General features: G+C 68.9%; 12 protein-coding genes. All 12 read left to right on the top strand.

Annotated features, from left to right (window positions below; translation table 11 throughout):
- Window positions 1-33 precede the first annotated feature (33 nt).
- The 12 genes from JHD80_RS04805 to JHD80_RS04750 all read left to right on the top strand — a co-directional run bounded on the left by JHD80_RS04805 (window position 34) and on the right by JHD80_RS04750 (window position 17,271).
- Window positions 34-1,827 carry a sensor histidine kinase gene (locus tag JHD80_RS04805; protein WP_199085237.1) on the top strand — a complete coding sequence of 598 codons (1,794 nt, stop codon included), beginning with the start codon at window positions 34-36 and terminating at the stop codon, window positions 1,825-1,827.
- A complete protein-coding gene (locus JHD80_RS04800) occupies window positions 1,817-2,302 on the top strand; it encodes an HPr kinase/phosphorylase (protein WP_199085236.1) in 486 nt (161 codons plus the stop codon). The genes JHD80_RS04805 and JHD80_RS04800 overlap by 11 nt, the downstream gene beginning before the upstream one ends.
- Window positions 2,303-2,410: 108 nt before the next feature.
- On the top strand, window positions 2,411-2,812 hold the full coding sequence (locus JHD80_RS04795; protein WP_061971766.1) for a PTS sugar transporter subunit IIA: 402 nt from the start codon (window positions 2,411-2,413) through the stop codon (window positions 2,810-2,812).
- Window positions 2,813-2,833: 21 nt separating this feature from the next.
- Entirely contained in the window at window positions 2,834-3,148 is a 315-nt protein-coding gene (locus JHD80_RS04790) for an HPr family phosphocarrier protein (protein ID WP_199085235.1), read from the top strand.
- 6 nt (window positions 3,149-3,154) lie between these two features.
- Window positions 3,155-3,307 (top strand): hypothetical protein, encoded by a 153-nt coding sequence (locus JHD80_RS04785; protein WP_199085234.1) that lies wholly within the window; start codon window positions 3,155-3,157, stop codon window positions 3,305-3,307.
- Window positions 3,308-3,413: 106 nt separating this feature from the next.
- On the top strand, window positions 3,414-4,820 hold the full coding sequence (gene ahcY, locus JHD80_RS04780; RefSeq protein WP_210339803.1) for an adenosylhomocysteinase: 1,407 nt from the start codon (window positions 3,414-3,416) through the stop codon (window positions 4,818-4,820).
- Between the two features lie 401 nt (window positions 4,821-5,221).
- Entirely contained in the window at window positions 5,222-7,702 is a 2,481-nt protein-coding gene (locus JHD80_RS04775; protein WP_199085232.1) for a sensor histidine kinase, read from the top strand.
- Window positions 7,699-9,255: a tRNA (adenosine(37)-N6)-threonylcarbamoyltransferase complex ATPase subunit type 1 TsaE gene (gene tsaE, locus JHD80_RS04770; protein ID WP_199085231.1), complete on the top strand. Its 1,557-nt coding sequence runs from the start codon at window positions 7,699-7,701 to the stop codon at window positions 9,253-9,255. Before JHD80_RS04775 ends, tsaE begins: the two co-directional genes overlap by 4 nt.
- 28 nt (window positions 9,256-9,283) lie before the next feature.
- Window positions 9,284-10,024 (top strand): sugar phosphate nucleotidyltransferase, encoded by a 741-nt coding sequence (locus tag JHD80_RS04765; RefSeq protein WP_199085230.1) that lies wholly within the window; start codon window positions 9,284-9,286, stop codon window positions 10,022-10,024.
- A complete protein-coding gene (addB, locus tag JHD80_RS04760; protein ID WP_199085229.1) occupies window positions 10,017-13,124 on the top strand; it encodes a double-strand break repair protein AddB in 3,108 nt (1,035 codons plus the stop codon). Before JHD80_RS04765 ends, addB begins: the two co-directional genes overlap by 8 nt.
- The gene (addA, locus tag JHD80_RS04755; RefSeq protein ID WP_199085228.1) at window positions 13,121-16,615 is read left to right on the top strand and encodes a double-strand break repair helicase AddA; all 3,495 of its coding nucleotides are present in this window, start codon (window positions 13,121-13,123) and stop codon (window positions 16,613-16,615) included. Before addB ends, addA begins: the two co-directional genes overlap by 4 nt.
- Window positions 16,612-17,271 (top strand): DUF1345 domain-containing protein, encoded by a 660-nt coding sequence (locus JHD80_RS04750; RefSeq protein WP_199085227.1) that lies wholly within the window; start codon window positions 16,612-16,614, stop codon window positions 17,269-17,271. The genes addA and JHD80_RS04750 overlap by 4 nt, the downstream gene beginning before the upstream one ends.
- The last annotated feature ends 15 nt before the right edge of the window (window positions 17,272-17,286 follow it).

The raw sequence follows: 17,286 nt of genomic DNA, 5'->3' as shown, positions 1-17,286 counted from the left end.
GCCGTCATCCCGAGCGGAAAGCAAGCCGCAGCCATGGCAACCGTCGACAACAAAGCATCAGCGCCGCCGTCAGGCTGGCGCGCAGTGCTGCGTCGCCGCGTCGGCATCGCCTGGCGGCGCATGGCGCGCGCGATCTCGCTGCGCGCCGCCTCCAGCCTCACGCGCCGCATCCTCGTCCTCAATCTCGGCGGGCTCGTCGCGCTGCTGATCGGCTTCCTCTACCTCAACCAGTTCCGCGAGGGTCTGATCGAGGCGCGCGTCCAGAGCCTGCTCACCCAGGGCGAGATCATCGCCGGCGCGATCGCTTCTTCCGCCACGGTCGAGATCGACACGATCACCATCGACCCCGACAAGCTGCTGCAGCTTCAGGCCGGCGAGAGCGCCGGCATCGCCGAGGATCCGCTCGATTTCTCGATCAATCCCGAGAAGGTCGCGCCGCTGCTGCGCCGCCTGGTGACGCCGACCAAGACCCGGGCCCGGGTCTACGACAAGGACGGCATGCTCACCATCGACTCGCGCAGCCTCTATTCGCGCGGCGACGTGCTGCGCCTCGACCTGCCGCGCGTCGGCGAACCTGACGAGCCGCCGCTGCTGGAGCGCACCTGGAACATGCTGCGCAACCGCCTGGGCAAGGCTGATGTCCCGACCTATGACGATTTCGAGAACGCCAACGGCAAGTCCTATCCGGAGGTTGCGCGCGCCCTGAACGGCGCGCCGGCCAGCGTCGTGCGCGTCAACACCCGCGGCCAGACCATCGTCTCGGTCGCCGTGCCCGTGCAGCGCTTCCGCACCGTGAAGGGCGCGCTGCTGCTCTCCACGCAGGGCGGTGACATCGACGCGGTGATCGCCTCCGAGCGCTTCGCGATCTTCCAGGTCTTCGCGGTCGCGGCGGGCGTGATGATCGTGCTCTCGATCCTGCTCGCCGGCACCATCGCCGAGCCGATCCGCAAGCTGGCGGAGGCCGCCCAGCGCGTGCGGCGCGGCGTCAAGTCGCGCGAGCAGATCCCGGATTTCAGCAACCGTCACGACGAGATCGGCCATCTCTCGGGCACGCTGCGCGACATGACCAAGGCGCTCTACAGCCGCATCGAGGCGATCGAGAGCTTCGCGGCCGATGTCGCGCATGAATTGAAGAACCCGCTGACCTCGCTGCGCAGCGCGGTCGAGACCCTTCCGCGCGCTCGCAACGAGGATTCGCGCGAACGCCTGCTCGCCGTGATCCAGCACGATGTCCGCCGGCTCGACCGGCTGATCTCGGACATTTCCGACGCCTCGCGGCTCGATGCGGAGCTTGCCCGCAATGATTCCGCCCCGGTCGACGTGGCGCAGGTTCTCGGCGCCGTGGTGACGATCCAGAACGAGACGCGCCGCGAAGGCCAGGCGAAGATCGAATTGAGCAGCGACCGGCGCAGCCAGCGCCTGGGCGACGATGCCTTCCTCGTGCTCGGCCACGATTCCCGCATCGGCCAGGTCCTGGTCAACCTGATCGACAACGCCCGTTCCTTCTCGCCCCCCGACAAGCCGGTGAGGGTCGTGCTCTCGCGCGTCGCCAACGACGTGCTGGTCACGGTCGAGGACGAGGGGCCGGGCATCGAGCCGCATGCGCTGGAGCGCATCTTCGAGCGCTTCTATACCGACCGCCCGAACGAGGGCTTCGGCCAGAATTCCGGGCTCGGCCTCTCGATCTCGCGCCAGATCGTCGAGGCGCATCGCGGCTCGATCCGGGCCGAGAACCGGCTCGGCCCCATCGGCCCCGACGGCGAGGCGGAGCGACTCGGCGCCCGCTTCATCGTCTGCCTGCCAGCGGCCTATGCCCATGCAGCCTGACGCCGGGACGGCCGGCGGGCCTGCGCCGGAGCGCGTCCGCATCCATGCGACCGTCATCGCCGTCGGCGAGGCGGGAATCCTGATCCGCGGAGCGTCCGGCAGCGGCAAGTCGACGCTCGCGCTCGCCCTGATCACGCTCGCATCGCAGGCGGGCCGCTTCGCCCGGCTCGTCGCCGACGACCGCACCGAGCTCGTGGCCGCCGGCGATCGGCTGGTGGCGCGGCCGGTCGCGCCGCTGGAGGGCATCGTCGAGCGCCGGGGATTGGGCCTGACCCCGGAGCCTTACGCGGGCGCTGTCGTCGTCAGGCTGATCGTGGACCTCGCAGCCGAGGAGCCGGCGCGGATGCCCGAGCCCGAGGATCTCGTCGACAGCCTTGTCGGCATCGACCTCCCGCGCCTGCGCATGACGGGCCGTGCCGGCGACGAGAGGCTTGCTCTAAACGCGCTCGACTTATTCACAGAGGCCGAGCGCTAACCACGATTTTGACAAGTTCGACGGCTGACGGCTTGCGCAGACCGCGCTCCTGACGCATAAACCGCGACCTTGTCCGGGCGCTGACGGCGCTCTCCGGTGCTGGATTGAATGATCGGACTGGTCCTCGTGACGCATGGGCATTTGGCGACGGAGTTCCGCGCTGCGCTCGAACACGTCGTCGGCCCCCAAAAGAACCTCGCGACCATCGCCATCGCTCCCGATGACGACATGGAGAGCCGACGCCGCGATATCATCGCGGCGGTCGAGCAGGTCGAGACCGACCGTGGCGTCATCATCCTGACCGACATGTTCGGCGGCACGCCCTCCAATCTCGCGATCTCCGTGATGGAGCCCGGCCGCATCGACGTCGTCGCCGGCGTCAACCTGCCGATGCTGATCAAGCTCGCCAGTGTGCGCGAGGAGAAGACCCTCGACGAAGCGGTCACCAGCGCGCAGGATGCGGGCCGAAAATACATCACGGTCGCCAGCCGCGTGCTGGCCGGCAAGTAACCGCGCCGCGAGAGGGGCAGGATGGACGAAGACTGCGACTGCCCCGAGGTCGATATTCCCGCCGGGGCCCTCTACGGCGAATTCCAGATCGTCAACAAGAAGGGTTTGCACGCCCGCGCCACGGCGAAATTCGTGCAATGCGCCGCCCGCTACGATGCCGAGATCACGGTGAGCCGCTGCGGCGAGACGGTGGGCGCCACCTCGATCATGGGCGTGCTGACGCTCGGCGCCGGCATCGGCTCGACGATCACCATCGTCGCCAAAGGGGCTGAGGCGAAGCCGGCGCTCGATGCGCTGGCGGCCCTGATCGCCGACAAGTTCGGCGAGGGCGAGTAGCGCGCGATGGGAGCGATCTTCGGCGCGGCCCAGGCGGGCTTCGCTTGGATCGAGATCGTCGGCGGCATCGTCTCCCTTTCCCTGATCGCCTGGTTCTTCATCGAGCTTTTGCGCGGCCGGATGTCGCTACGGCGCTTGCGCGATAATGGCTTGCTTTGACGTGCCCAACTCGGTTCCCGGCGAGCATATAAAGACATCTTTATATCTTTGATTGCCATTCGCTCCGTGCGCTGCTAGAGAGCGCGCCATCATTCAGGTTGAGCGATTGGAGCCACCCGTGTCGGATTACATCGTCAAGGACATCTCGCTTGCGGATTACGGCCGCAAGGAAATCAACATGGCCCAGGACGAGATGCCGGGCCTGATGGCGATCCGCGAGGAGCACAAGGGCAAGGCCCCGCTCAAGGGCGCCCGCATCGCAGGCTGCCTGCACATGACCATCCAGACCGCCGTGCTGATCGAGACCCTGAAGGATCTCGGCGCCGACGTCCGCTGGTCGTCCTGCAACATCTTCTCGACCCAGGACCACGCCGCCGCCGCCATCGCGGCGACCGGCACCCCCGTCTTCGCCATCAAGGGCGAGACGCTGGAAGAGTACTGGGAGTATGTGCTGAAGACCGCGACTTGGGGCGACGGCGGCACGCCGAACATGATCCTCGACGATGGCGGCGACCTGACCATGCTGATCATCCTCGGCGCCGAGGCCGAAGCCGGCAAGGCCGAGTTCCTGGATAAGCCGGGCAATGAGGAAGAGACGATCTTCTTCGCGCTGATCAAGCGCCAGCTCAAGGCCAATCCGGGCTGGTTCACCAAGACCCGCGCCGCGATCAAGGGCGTCTCCGAGGAGACCACCACCGGCGTCCACCGCCTCTACGAGCTCGCCAAGGCCAACCGCCTGCCGTTCCCGGCGATCAACGTCAACGACAGCGTCACCAAGTCGAAATTCGACAACCTCTATGGCTGCCGCGAGTCGCTGGTCGACGCCATCCGCCGCGGCACCGACGTCATGATGTCCGGCAAGGTCGCGGTCGTCGCCGGCTATGGCGACGTCGGCAAGGGCTCGGCCGCCTCGCTGCGCCAGGCCGGCTGCCGCGTGCTCGTCACCGAGATCGACCCGATCTGCGCCCTGCAGGCGGCGATGGAAGGCTACGAGGTCGTGACCATGGAAGACGCTGCCCCGCGCGGCGACATCTTCTGCACCGCCACCGGCAATCTCGACGTCATCACCGTCGACCACATGCGCGCGATGAAGCACCGCGCCATCGTCTGCAATATCGGCCATTTCGACTCGGAGATTCAGGTCGCCGGCCTGAAGAACTTCAAGTGGGACAACGTCAAGCCGCAGGTCGACGAGGTCGAATTCCCCGATGGCAAGCGCATCATCCTGCTCTCGGAAGGCCGCCTGGTGAACCTCGGCAACGCCACGGGCCACCCGTCCTTCGTGATGTCCTGCTCGTTCTCGAACCAGACGCTCGCCCAGATCGAGCTCTGGAACCACCACGCCAACTACGAGAACAAGGTCTACACGCTGCCGAAGCACCTCGACGAGAAGGTCGCGGCGCTCCATCTCGCCAAGGTCGGGGCCAAGCTGACCCAGCTCAACGGCGCCCAGGCGAAGTATATCGGCGTGCCGCAGGCCGGCCCGTTCAAGCCCGAGCACTACCGCTACTGACACGCCGCCACGGCGTCATCAGATCAAGGCCCGGCATCCGCCGGGCCTTTTTTCATGGCTGTGCCTTCCGGGAATCACCTGCGGAGACACTACCGATTGTGTCCGTGGGCTCTCGTGCCTCTACAGGTTGATGAGCCTTCGCTAAGTCTTGGTTTGTCCGGAAAATCGAACGATTTACCGGCCATTAAGCACTTCCTGACGGACTCCAGCGATGATTAGAGTGGGGCTGATTCGGTCGCTGCGATGCGCGGGCCGGAACACAGCTCTGATGTGATTGGCGTGGTGGCGAGCGTGGATCGGCCCCTCCGGAGATGGCAGCCCTGCCAACTCCCCCGGCCGATTCCGACGGGCCCGATGGATTGGGCGGCCTGGAGCCGCCGGGAAGACGACGGACGTTGAGGATGGCACGGGCGAGGCGACAGGGGCGAGATGGCGGTTGGCGTCCGCGCGCATTGCTGCCGGGGCTGGCGGTCGCCTCGACCACGCTTCCGACCATGGCGCGCAGCGAATGGCTGGCTCCTATGACCTTCGACGTCACAAGTTCCGGCGGGCTGTCGCTGGTCCTGGCCGGCTTGACCGTCTTCGCCACGACGACATCGCTGATCTATGTCCGCGAGCGGACGCGCTGGCAGAAGCGCGAAGCCAAACTCGCAGCCGATCTCGAAGCGGCGCGCAGCCATCATGAGCGCCTCTCCATCCTGCTCGCCGCCGATCCGCAGGTGGTGGTGAGCTGGAAGGGCCGCAATGCCGAGCCCATCTTCGAGGGCGACAGCGGGTTCCTCGGCGCGCCAGGCACGGCGCTCGCCCTGGCCTATGGTAGTTGGGCGCCGCCGGCCGATGCCAAGCGTCTGGAGCTTGCGACCGATGCGCTGAAGGAGCGCGGCGAGGCGTTCAATTTTACGCTGCGCAGCAAGGCAGGCCCCTTCATCGACGTCGAAGGCCGCCCCGTCGCCGGGCGCGCGGTGATCCGATTCCGCGAGGTCACGGGCGAGCGCGCGGAGGTCATGACGCTGCGCGGCGAGCTCGAACGCGTGACGGCCGGCCACGCGGCGCTGTCGAGCCTGCTCGCGGGGCTGCCGCACCCGGCCTGGATGCGCGATGCCGATGGCCGCCTGACCTGGGTCAACACCGCCTATGGCCGCGCCGTCGAGGCCGCGGACACGGCTGCCGTCGTGAAGGGCGGGCTCGAGCTGCTCGACCGTACCGAGCGCGATGCCGCGGCGCGGGCACGGCGCGAAGGCGCGACCTTCGCCTTGCGGGCGCCGGCCGTGGTTTCCGGCCAGCGGCGCACGCTCGACATCATGGAATTGCCGACCGCGACCGGTTATGCCGGCTTCGCCATCGACATGAGCGAGCTGGAGGCGATCCGCGCCGATCTCCAGCGCCAGATGGACGCCCATGTCCGCACGCTCGACCGGCTGAAGACCGCGGTCGCGGTCTTCGACGGCACCCAGCGCCTCGTCTATCGCAATTCCGGTTTCGACACGCTCTGGTCGCTGGAGTCGGGCTTCCTCGACGGCCAACCCACCGATGGCGAGATCCTCGACAAGTTGCGCGCCGAGCGGCGCCTGCCCGAGCTCGGCGACTACCGGAGCTGGAAGGCGGCGGCGCAGGCGGCCTACACCGCGACGCGGGCCAGCGAGGACTGGTGGTATCTGCCGGACGGACGGACGATCCATGTCGTTGCCAGCCCCAATCCGCAAGGCGGCGTCACCTATCTCTATGACGACGTCACCGAGCGCTTCACGCTGGAATCGCGCTTCAACGCCCTCTCCCGCACCCAGCGCGAGACGCTGGATTCGCTGCGCGAAGGCGTCGCCGTGTTCGGTTCGGACGGGCGGCTCAAGCTCTCGAACCCGGCCTTCGCCCAGTCCTGGCGCATCCAGGGTGGCGATCTCGCGGCGAGCGCGCCGCATATCGACGAGGTCATCCGACTCTGCCGGCCGCTCTTCCCGCAGGACGAGGTCTGGAGCGAATTGCACAGCGTCGTCACCGGCGTGCGTGATGCCCGCGAGGACTACAGCAGCCGCATCGAGCGGCGCGACGGTACCGTGCTCGACATGGCCGCCGCGCCCTTGCCGGACGGCGCGACGCTGATCTCCTTCGCCGACGTTACGGCCAGCGTGAATGTCGAGCGGGCGCTGACCGAGAAGAACGAGGCGCTGGAGACGATCTCGCGGCTGCGCGAGGACTTCGTCCACCACGTCTCCTACGAATTGCGTTCGCCGCTCACCAACATCATCGGCTTCGCGCAGTTGCTGGGTACCGAGACGGTCGGCGCGCTCAACGAGAAGCAGCGCGACTACACCTCCCACATCGTCCGCTCGTCCGGGGCGCTGCTCGCGATCATCAACGACATCCTCGACCTCGCCACGATCGACAACGGCGCGCTGACGCTGGAGATTCAGGAGGTCGATGTCGCCGATGCCATTGCCCAGGCGGCGTCCGGGCTGCAGGATCGCCTCACCGACAGCAAGCTCGAGCTCAAGGTCGAGATCGACGCCCGCACCGGCCCGCTGCGCGCCGACGGCAAGCGCCTGCGTCAGGTGCTCTTCAACCTGCTCTCCAATGCGATCGGCTTCTCCTCGCCAGGCCAGACCGTGACGGTCGGCGCGACGCGCACGGGCGGCGACATCCGCATCACCGTCGCCGACCAGGGCCGCGGCATCCCGGCTGAGGTCATGGAGAAGGTCTTCGAGCGCTTCGAGAGCCATTCGCTCGGCTCCAGCCATCGCGGCGTTGGCCTCGGCCTCTCCATCGTCCGCTCGATCGTCGAGCTCCATGGCGGCCATGTCGAGCTCGATTCCGCGCCCGGCCGCGGCACGCGGGTGACGGCCGTCTTCCCGGCACAGGGCGTGCCGCTCTCGGATGCAGCCGAATGACGGAAGAAGCCCGCAAGGCCGGCACCCACCGGCTTCTGCTGGCGGACGAGGCGGCGACGCTGCGCCTTGCCGCCGATATCGCCGCCATCCTCAAGCCCGGCGACATCGTAGCGCTCTCCGGCCATCTCGGCTCCGGCAAATCGCTGCTGGCCCGTGCCATCCTGCGCGAGCTCGCCGGTAATCCGGCGCTGGAGGCGCCGAGCCCGACCTTCACGCTCGTCCAGAGCTATGAGACGGGGCAGGGCACCGTCCTGCATGCCGATCTCTACCGGGTGCGTTCGCCCGACGAACTCGACGATATCGGCCTGGTCGAGGATATCGACCGGCTCATCCTGCTGGTCGAATGGCCGGACCGGGCCGGCACGCGCCTGCCGGCGGCCCGGCGTCTCGACATCGTGCTCGACGTCGATCCCGATCGTCCCGAGACCGGCCGCATCGCCGATCTCTCGGGGGGCGTGCTCTGGAAGCAGCGCCTCGCCATCGCGGTCGCCTCGCGCCGGCTCCTCGACGCGGCCGGCTGGGGCGATGCCCGCCGCGACTTTATGCTCGGCGACGCCTCGACGCGCGCCTATGAGCGCCTGACGCGGCCGACCGGCGAGAGTTCGATCCTCATGATCTCGCCGCCGCGTCCGGACGGCCCGCCGATCCGCCTCGGCAAGCCCTATAGCGCGCTCGCCCATCTCGCGGAGAATGTCGAGGCCTTCGTCGCGATGGATCGCGGCCTGCGCTCGCTCGGCTATGCCGCGCCGGACATCCTCGCCGCGGACCTGACGACCGGCCTGCTCGTCCTGGAAAATCTCGGCAACGAGGGCGTGATCGATGCCGAGCGCCGGCCGATCGCCGAACGCTACGAGGCCGCGGCCCGGCTGCTCGCGGATCTCCACCGCCATACCTTGCCGGCGATCCTGCCGGTCGCGGAGGGGATCGACCACGCCATCCCCGAATATGACCGCCAGGCCATGGCGATCGAAACCGAGCTGATCCTGGAATGGTATGCCCCGCACATCGCCGGGGTCACGCTGCCGGCTGTGACGCAGGCCGAGTTCGCGCGGATCTGGAGCAGGCTCTTCGACGAGATCCTGGCTCAGCCGACAACCTGGACGCTGCGCGACTATCACTCGCCGAACCTGATCTGGCTGGAAGGGCGCGAGGGCCATGCCAAGCTCGGCCTGATTGATTTCCAGGACGCGGTGCTCGGGCACCCCGCCTATGATCTCGCCTCGCTCGGTCAGGATGCGCGCGTCGACATGCCCGCTTCGCTGGAACTGAGGCTGCTCGCCGCCTATGGCGCCGCCCGCCGGGCCGATACCCCGGATTTCGACCTGGCCGATTTCGCCCGCGCCTATGCCATCCTCGGCGCGCAGCGCAACACCAAGATCGCCGGCATCTTTGCCCGCCTCGACAAGCGCGACGGCAAGCCGGACTACCTGAAGCATCTGCCGCGCATCGAGGGCTATCTGCGCCGCAATCTCGACCACCCCGCCCTCGAAGAGCTGAAGGGCTGGTATCAGGCGCATATGCCGAAGCTGTTCGAGAACGAAGCGGCGGATTAAGCTCAGGCAGATCGACACGGAGATTCGCGTGACCACAACCGCTTCGCCGCCGATCCGCCGGGCGATCGTGCTGGCGGCCGGCCTCGGGCAGCGCATGCGCCCGATTACCGATACGCTGCCGAAGCCGCTGGTGAATATTGGCGGCAAGGCGATGCTCGACCATGCGCTCGATCGACTGGCTGAGGCCGGTGTCGAGGAGGCGGTCGTCAACGTCCATCATCTCGCCGGGCAGGTCGAGGCGCATGTCGCGGGCCGGACACGCCCGCGCATCACGATCTCGGACGAGCGCGGCGAACTGCTCGAAACCGGCGGCGGCGCCAAGAAGGCCTTGCCGCTGCTCGGCGACGGGCCGTTCTTCAGCGTCAATTCGGATTCGCTCTGGAGCGAGCGCGGCATCTCCAATTTCGGCGCGATGGCCGCCGCCTGGGACGGCGACAAGATGGATATGCTGCTGCTGCTGGCGGAGCGCGAGAGCAGCGTCGGCTTCAACGGCCCCGGCGATTTCTTTCGTGACGACGAGGGCCGCCTGACGCGGCGTGGCGCAGCGGCGACCGCGCCTTACGTCTATGCCGGCATCGGGATCGTGACGCCGGAGTTTTTCGTCGATACCCCGGCATCGTTCTCGTTCAACCTGCTCTTCGACCGCGCCGCCGCGCGCGGGCGCCTCTCCGGCCATGTTCTCCAAGGCCGCTGGCTGCATGTCGACCGGCCGGAAGCGATCGCGCCGGCCGAGGCTGCCTTCGCCGCCGCCCAGCCGGTCGATGCCTGAGCTCAACCTGTTCAGCATCCCGGCCGGTGCGCCTTTCCTGGAGGTGCTGGCGCAGGCGATGCTGGATGGCCGGCTCGGGCCGATCCATGACCCCGACGATCCCGCCGCGATGGCGCGGACGACGCTCTATCTGCCGACGCGTCGCGCCGCCCGCGCCTTCGCCGCGATCCTCGCTGGGAAGCTCGGCGGCAGGCCGCTGCTCCTGCCGCGCATCGTCCCGCTCGGCGATGTCGACGAGGCCGAGACCGCCCTGATCGGTGCCGGCGCCTGGGCGGAGGCACGCGTCGCCCCGATCGCGCCGCTGGAACGCCGCATGCTGCTGACGCGGTTGGTCGACGCCTGGGGCCGTACGGCCAATCGCAACCATCTCCGGCTCGATCCGAGCGAGCCCGCCCTGGTGCCGGCGACGTTGGCCGAGGCCTATGGCCTCGCCGGTGACCTTGCGGCCCTGCTCGACCAGATGCAGACCGAGGACGTCTCGGTCGAGCGATTGGCCTCGCTCGATGCCGCGCGCTTCGACCGCGTCTGGCAGCTCAATGCCGGCTTCCTCGCCATTCTCGGCGAGGCCTGGCCCGAGATTCTGGCCGAACGCGGCGCCTGCGACCCGGCCGACTTCCGCAACCGCATGCTCGCGGCCGAGCGCGACCGTCTGCCCGCCGGCGGTGCGGCCGGGCCGATCATCGCGGCCGGTTCGACCGGCACGGTCCCCGCGACCGCACGTTTGCTCGCGGCCATCGCCCGCCTGCCGAACGGCGCCGTGGTCCTGCCCGGCATCGATCTCGGCCTGGAGCAGCGCGCCTGGGACGCGATCGTCAGGGAACCTGCCCCGTCCCACCCGCAAGCCGCCCTGCACCACCTGCTGGAGACGCTCGAAGCTGTCCGCGACGACGTGCGCGAGCTGTCGCAGCCCGATGCCGCGCGTGAGGCCCGCGCCGCGCTGCTGCGCGAGGCGATGCTGCCCGCCTCGGTCACCGAACTCTGGTCCGATATCGGCGCCCGCATCCCGCAAGCGATGGCAGCTGAGGGTTTCAAGGGCCTGCGCGTCGTCGAAGCCGCGGACGAGCGCGAGGAGGCGCTGATCGTCGCCATCGCCTTGCGCGAGACTCTGGAACGGCCGGGCGCCCACGCGGCACTGGTGACGCCGGATCGCGGCCTCGCCGAGCGCGTCGCCGTCGAGCTCAAGCGCTGGGGTGTCGAGGTCGATGATTCCGCCGGTCTGCCGCTCGGGCGCTGGCCAGCGGGCTCGCTGCTGCGGCTCGTCCTCGAAGCCGTACTGGCCGAGATGGCGCCAGTTTCTCTCGTGCCGTTAATGGCCCATCCGCTCTGCCGCCTGGGCCTTGGCCGGGATGTGCTCGCGCGTGGCGCTGCTACGCTCGAGATCGGGACATGGCGCGGCCAGGCGGTCGGCCGCGGCATGCCGGGCCTGGAGGCCGCACTGGCGAATTGGGAGCCGATTCGCGAGAGCGGGCATGTCCCGCGTCCGCGCAAGCGCCTGACGGCCGAAGATCAGGCCGCCGCGGCGAAGGTGCTGCATGCGCTCGGTGCGGCCAGCGCCGCTTTGCGCGAGGCGTTCGCTGCCGAGGCGCCGTCATTGGCCGCCGTCGTTTCGGCGGCGCGCGCGACTGTTACCGCCTTCAGCCTCAGCGAGACCGGCACGCCGCTCGCCTATGTCGGGCCGGATGGCGAAGCGCTCTCCGGGCTTTTCGACGAGCTGGCCGGCGCCGAGCCCGTGATGCCGCCGAACGGGACGGCACGGGATTTCGTCGCCATTCTCGACGGGCTTCTGGCGGAAACCGTGGTCAAGCGGGCGGCGCCGGGCTATCCGCGCGTCGCGATCTGGGGGCTGCTCGAAGCGCGACTGCTGGAGGCCGACCATGTCGTTCTCGGCGGCCTGAACGAGACCGTCTGGCCGCCGCAGACCACCACCGATTCCTTCATCAACCGGCCGATGCGCGCCGAGCTCGGCCTGTCGCCACCCGAGCGGCGCGTCGGCCAGACCGCCCATGATTTCGTCATGGCGGCGCTCGCGCCCGAGGTCACATTGACGCGCCCGCGCAAGGCCGGCGAGGCGGAGACCATCGCCTCCCGCTTCTGGCAGCGCCTTCAGGCGGTGACGCCGCAACCGGTCTGGACGAAGGCCGTGGACGAAGGCGCGAAGCTGCGGGTGTTGGCCGGCGCGCTGAGCGCGCCCGCGGATGCGAAGCCGATCGGCCGCCCGGCGCCACGCCCGCCGCGCGACCTTCAGCCGCTCTCGCTCAGCGTCACCGAGGTCGAGACGCTCTATCGCGACCCCTACCAGATCCATGCCCGCAAGATCCTGAAGCTCGACGCGCTCGACGATCTCGTGGCCGACCCGACCGCGCAGGATCGCGGCAAGCTCCTGCACGGCATCGTCGAGGAATTCACCACGACCTATCCCGAAGCTCTGCCGGCCGATGCGCTGGGCCAACTGGTCGGGATCGGCGCCCGGCTCTTCCGCGCCTATGACGACGTGCCGGAGGTCCGCGCGTTCTGGTGGCCGCGCTTCCTGCTGACGGCCGGGCATTTCATTCGCTGGGAGGAGCGTCGACGCGGCGACATCGCCAATATCGGCGTCGAGCTCTTCACCGGCGCGAGCTTCCCGCTCGCCGATGGCAGCATCTTCCGCCTGAGCGGCCGCGCCGACCGGATCGAGCTGACGCGCGAACCGGCGCTGCGCATCGTCGATTTCAAGACCGGCGCGCCGCCGAGCAAGGCGCAGGTGGAGAAGGGCTTTGCCCCGCAATTGACGCTGGAGGCGGAGCTTGCCGCCCGCGCCGGCTTTGAGGGTTTGGTGGGCCCGACGCCGGTCGCCGCGGTCCTCTACATGAAGCTCCACCACGATCCCAAAGGCTGGGCCAAGGACAAGCCGCTGGAATTCGATGGCGAATCCTTGGCCGATGTCGCCGCGCGCCATCTCGAACGCCTGCTCGAATATCTCGATCGCTTGCGCTCCGGCCGCGAGCCCTTCGTCTCGCGTCGCGCGCCTGACTATATCCGCTATGCCAGCCCCTACGACCACCTCGCCCGCGTCAAGGAGTGGTCGGCCGCGCCCGGTGGGGACGAAGGGGGCGAGGCATGAAGCCCGGCTGGATCGTCCCGCCGCTCACCAACCAGCGCCAGGCACAGGCCGCCGATCCCGGCCTCTCCGCCTGGGTTTCGGCCAATGCCGGCTCGGGCAAGACCCATGTGCTGGTCAACCGCGTGCTGCGGCTTTTGCTCGACGATGTCGCGCCCAGCCGGATGCTCTGCATCACCTATACCAAGGCGGCCGCCGCCAATATGGCGAACCGCATCTTCAAGGCGCTGAGCAACTGGGCGACGCTCTCCGACGAGGCGCTGGGGCGAGAGCTGACGCAGCTCACCGGCCGCGCGCCGACGATGGCCGAGCGGGCCAAGGCCCGCCGCCTCTTCGCGCAGGCGCTGGAGACGCCGGGCGGCCTGCGCATCGAGACGATCCACGCTTTCTGCACCCGTGTCCTGCAGGCGGCACCTTTCGAAGCAAACGTGCCGCCGCGTTTCGAGGTCGCCGACGATCTGGCGCAGGCCGAGATGCTGCGTGCGGCGCGCCGCGAATTGCTCGCCCTCGTCACGGCCCAGCCGAACGGGCCGGAGGCGCGCGCGCTCGATCTGCTGGCGCGGCTGGCGGCGCAGGACTCGTTCGAGACCATGTTCCAGGAGGCGCTGCGACAGCGCGCCCTGTTCAGCGACGAGAATGGCCGTGCCCGTGACCCAGAGGTGGTGACAGCAGGCATCGCCGCCTTCCTCGGCATCGCGCCTGACCTGTCGGCAGACGCGATCAAGGCGCGCTTCCGCGCCGATCTGGCGGCTTTGCCGGGATTGCTTGCCCTGATCGAGGCGCTTCGGGCCGGCAGCGCCACCCGCCAGAACTTCGCGACCAACCTGCGCACCCTTCTCGCCGGGCAGGATGACGGTGACCCCGTCGGTTTCTGCCGGCGCGGCTTCATCACCGAGGCCGGCACGATCAACGCCAATATCCGCGGCAAGGGCAAATCCGAGTTCGACGGCGCCTTGCTTGTCACGCTGGAGGAACTTGCCACCCTCCTGTTGACCGCCTCCGAGCAATTGAACGCCGTCGCGATCCGCGATCGCAGCGCGGCGCTCGCCTTGCTGGTGACGCGCATGCTCGCCTCTTACCAGCGCCAGAAGAGCCTGCGCTCGCTGCTCGACTATGACGACCTGATCGCGCGTACGCGCTCGCTGCTGGAGCGGGTCGAGGCGGCCTGGGTGCTCTACAAGCTCGATGCCGGCATCGACCACATCCTGCTCGACGAGGCGCAGGATACCGGCGAGGCGCAATGGGCGATCCTGCGCAAGCTCGCCGAGGAGTTCACGGGCGGAGACGATCTCCGGGCCAAGCCGCGCACCATCTTCGTCGTCGGCGACGAGAAGCAGTCGATCTACGGCTTCCAGGGCGCCGCACCTGCCGCCTTCGGCGAGGAGCGCCGCGCGCTCGGCCAGCGTATCAGAGCGGCGGAACGCGATTTCGAGGCGATCAGCCTCAACACCTCCTTCCGCTCGGCGCCGGACATCATGCAGGCGGTCGATGCCGTCTTCGCCTTGCCCGCGCATGCGCGCGGTCTCGTCTTCGACGGCGCGGAGCGGCCTGAAATCCACGATACCGTCCGCCGCAATGCGCCCGGCACCGTCGATATCTGGCCGCTCGCCGCCAATGACACGGGCGAGCCGCCTGATGCCTGGACCACGCCGGTCGATGCGCCGGAGCGCCGCGGCGGCACGGTGAAGCTCGCCGGGCGCATCGCGCGGACCTTGCAGCGCTGGCATCGCGACCGCCGCGACGATCTCGGCCATCCCTTCGCGGCCGGCGACGTCATGATCCTGCTGCGCCAGCGCGGCGCGCTGTTCGAGGCGATCGTCAAGGCGCTGAAGGATGCCGATGTCCCCGTGGCCGGTCGCGACAGGCTGACATTGGCGGAGCATCCGGCGGTGGAAGACCTCGTCGTGCTCGGCCGCGCCCTGCTCCTGCCCGACGACGACTTGGCGCTCGCGACCGCGCTCAAGACGCCGCTGATCGATCTCGACGACGACGACCTTCTCCGCCTCGCGCCGAACCGCCAGGGCTCGCTGCGCACCGCCTTGCAGGAAGCTGCGGCGGAAGAGCCGCGCTATGCCGCGGCCGAAGCGAAGCTCGTCCACTGGACGCAGCAGGCCGGGCGGCAAGGACCGTTCCGCTTCTTCGCCGACCTGCTCGGCCCCGGCGGCGGGCGCAATCTGGCGCTGGCCCGGCTCGGCGCCGAAGCGGGCGATGCGCTCGACGCCTTCCTCAACGCCGCGCTCGATCATGAGCGCCGCTACGGCCCCTCGCTTTCCGGCTTCCTCCAGCATGTCGCCGGCAGCGCCGCCGATGTGAAGCGCGATCTCTCGGCCAGCGCCGGCGAAGTTCGCGTCATGACCGTGCACGGCTCGAAGGGGCTTGAGGCCAAGATCGTCATCCTCGCCGATCTCGGCGTCGAGCCGGGCGCGAGGCGCCTGCCGAAGATCATCGCCGTGCGGACGCCATCAGGCGGGCTCGTGCCGCTCTGGCCGCCGGCCTCCGCCGAGGATGTCGGGGCGACCGAGGCGGCCAAGGCCTTGGTGGTCGCGCAGATGGTCGAGGAGCATCACCGCCTCCTCTATGTCGCGATGACCCGCGCCGAGGACCGCCTGATCGTCTGCGGCGCGCAGCCCAAGGGCGAGGCACCGCCCGGAAGCTGGTACGCGATGATCGAGCAGGGGCTGATGCAGTCGGATGCCGGCCTGAAGCTGATCGGCGAGGGCGACGACATCAGCTTGCGCTTCATGGTCTCGGCCCCGTCGTCGATGGAGCATGAGGCCAACCGGTTGGAAGGCGAGGCAAAGCCCCTCGCCGTGCCGGATTGGCTGGCGAAGCGGGTCATCCGCGATGCCGAGCCCTTGCCGCCGCTGAAGCCGTCGAGCGCTCTCACCGCTGCCGATGGTGAGGAGCGGCCCGGCGACGGCCCCTTCCTGGCCGAGGCTGCTGCGGCCGGCCGGTTGGCCCATCTGCTTCTGCAAGTCCTGCCGGGCGTTCCCGAGACGCGTCGCCTTGTAGCTGCCGAAGCCCTTGCCGAAGCGCGCGGCGGAGCGCTTCGCCCCGAGAGGCGGGCCACCATCGTCGCGGACGCCGTGCGCTTGCTAGCGGCGCCCGCGCTAGCCGGGCTCTTTGCACCCGACGCTTTGGCGGAAGTGCCTGTCGCGGGCTCGATCCGCATGCCGGACGGCGAATGGCGCGCCGTCTCCGGCCGGATCGACCGGCTGGCCGTCACCGCCGACGCCGTCATCGTCGCCGATTTCAAGACCACGGCGCGTCCGCCGCGAGAGGTCGATGCCATCCCCGTCACGACGGTCGCGCAGCTCGCCGCCTATGCCGCGCTGATGCGGGAGATCTATCCAGGTCGCACCGTAAGGGCCTTGGCGATCTACACCGCCAGTCTCACCTGTTTCGAACTGGATGCCGGCCGGCTCGATCAGGCGCTCGCCGCGCTGGCGGCGGGCGAACGCGGCAGCACAACCGAGGGATCGTTCCGGCCATGAAGCTCCTGCCTCATTCTCTCGCGCTGCGCCCGCGCCTTGTGGCGGCTCTGGCCGCCGGCATCCTGCTCGCACTGCTGCTGCCCGGCAACTGGCGCTGGGCGACGCGGCTGTTGGTCGCCTGGGATGCGGGGGCTATCGTCTATCTTTGTCTGCTGGCGACGACGATGTTCACCGAAACGGTCGAGCAGATCCGGGCGCGGGCCGAGCGGCAGGACGAGGGCGCCTTCGCCATCCTCGTCATCGCCTGTCTGGCGACGGGGGCGAGCCTTGTCGCCATCGTGCTTCAACTTACCGGCATCGGCGCCGTGCCCGCCCCCGATCGCGGCCTTCATCTCGCGCTCGGCGGCGTCACGATCCTGTGTTCATGGACGCTGCTGCACGCGTTCTTCACGCTGCACTATGCCGGCGTCTACTACCGCGGCGGCCGGAAGGAGCCCTGTCTCGATTTCCCCGGCGAGGCCGATCCCGACTATGTCGATTTCCTGTATTTCGCCTATACGATCGGCTGCACCTCGCAGACCTCGGATGTCGGCGTGACCACACGCGAGGCGCGCGGCGTCGTACTGCTGCACTCGATTCTCGCCTTCGTCTTCAACACCTCGATCCTGGCGATGGCGATCAATGTCGGGGCGAGCCTCGTCTCGGGCGGTTCGTGACGCAGCCGGCACGAT

This window comes from Allobosea sp. ASV33 (assembly GCF_016428755.1).
Classification (GTDB): Bacteria; Pseudomonadota; Alphaproteobacteria; order Rhizobiales; family Beijerinckiaceae; genus Allobosea.
Note: the sequence above shows the minus strand (reverse complement) of the source record. Positions and strands in the feature narration are given on the sequence as shown.

What these genes read in the sequence shown, in the direction of transcription:
- JHD80_RS04805 (WP_199085237.1), top strand. Translation starts at nt 34, where the DNA reads ATGGCAACCGTCGACAACAAAGCATCAGCGCCGCCGTCAGGCTGGCGC.
- JHD80_RS04800 (WP_199085236.1), top strand. Translation starts at nt 1,817, where the DNA reads ATGCAGCCTGACGCCGGGACGGCCGGCGGGCCTGCGCCGGAGCGCGTC.
- JHD80_RS04795 (WP_061971766.1), top strand. Translation starts at nt 2,411, where the DNA reads ATGATCGGACTGGTCCTCGTGACGCATGGGCATTTGGCGACGGAGTTC.
- JHD80_RS04790 (WP_199085235.1), top strand. Translation starts at nt 2,834, where the DNA reads ATGGACGAAGACTGCGACTGCCCCGAGGTCGATATTCCCGCCGGGGCC.
- JHD80_RS04785 (WP_199085234.1), top strand. Translation starts at nt 3,155, where the DNA reads ATGGGAGCGATCTTCGGCGCGGCCCAGGCGGGCTTCGCTTGGATCGAG.
- JHD80_RS04775 (WP_199085232.1), top strand. Translation starts at nt 5,222, where the DNA reads ATGGCACGGGCGAGGCGACAGGGGCGAGATGGCGGTTGGCGTCCGCGC.
- tsaE (WP_199085231.1), top strand. Translation starts at nt 7,699, where the DNA reads ATGACGGAAGAAGCCCGCAAGGCCGGCACCCACCGGCTTCTGCTGGCG.
- addB (WP_199085229.1), top strand. Translation starts at nt 10,017, where the DNA reads ATGCCTGAGCTCAACCTGTTCAGCATCCCGGCCGGTGCGCCTTTCCTG.
- addA (WP_199085228.1), top strand. Translation starts at nt 13,121, where the DNA reads ATGAAGCCCGGCTGGATCGTCCCGCCGCTCACCAACCAGCGCCAGGCA.
- JHD80_RS04750 (WP_199085227.1), top strand. Translation starts at nt 16,612, where the DNA reads ATGAAGCTCCTGCCTCATTCTCTCGCGCTGCGCCCGCGCCTTGTGGCG.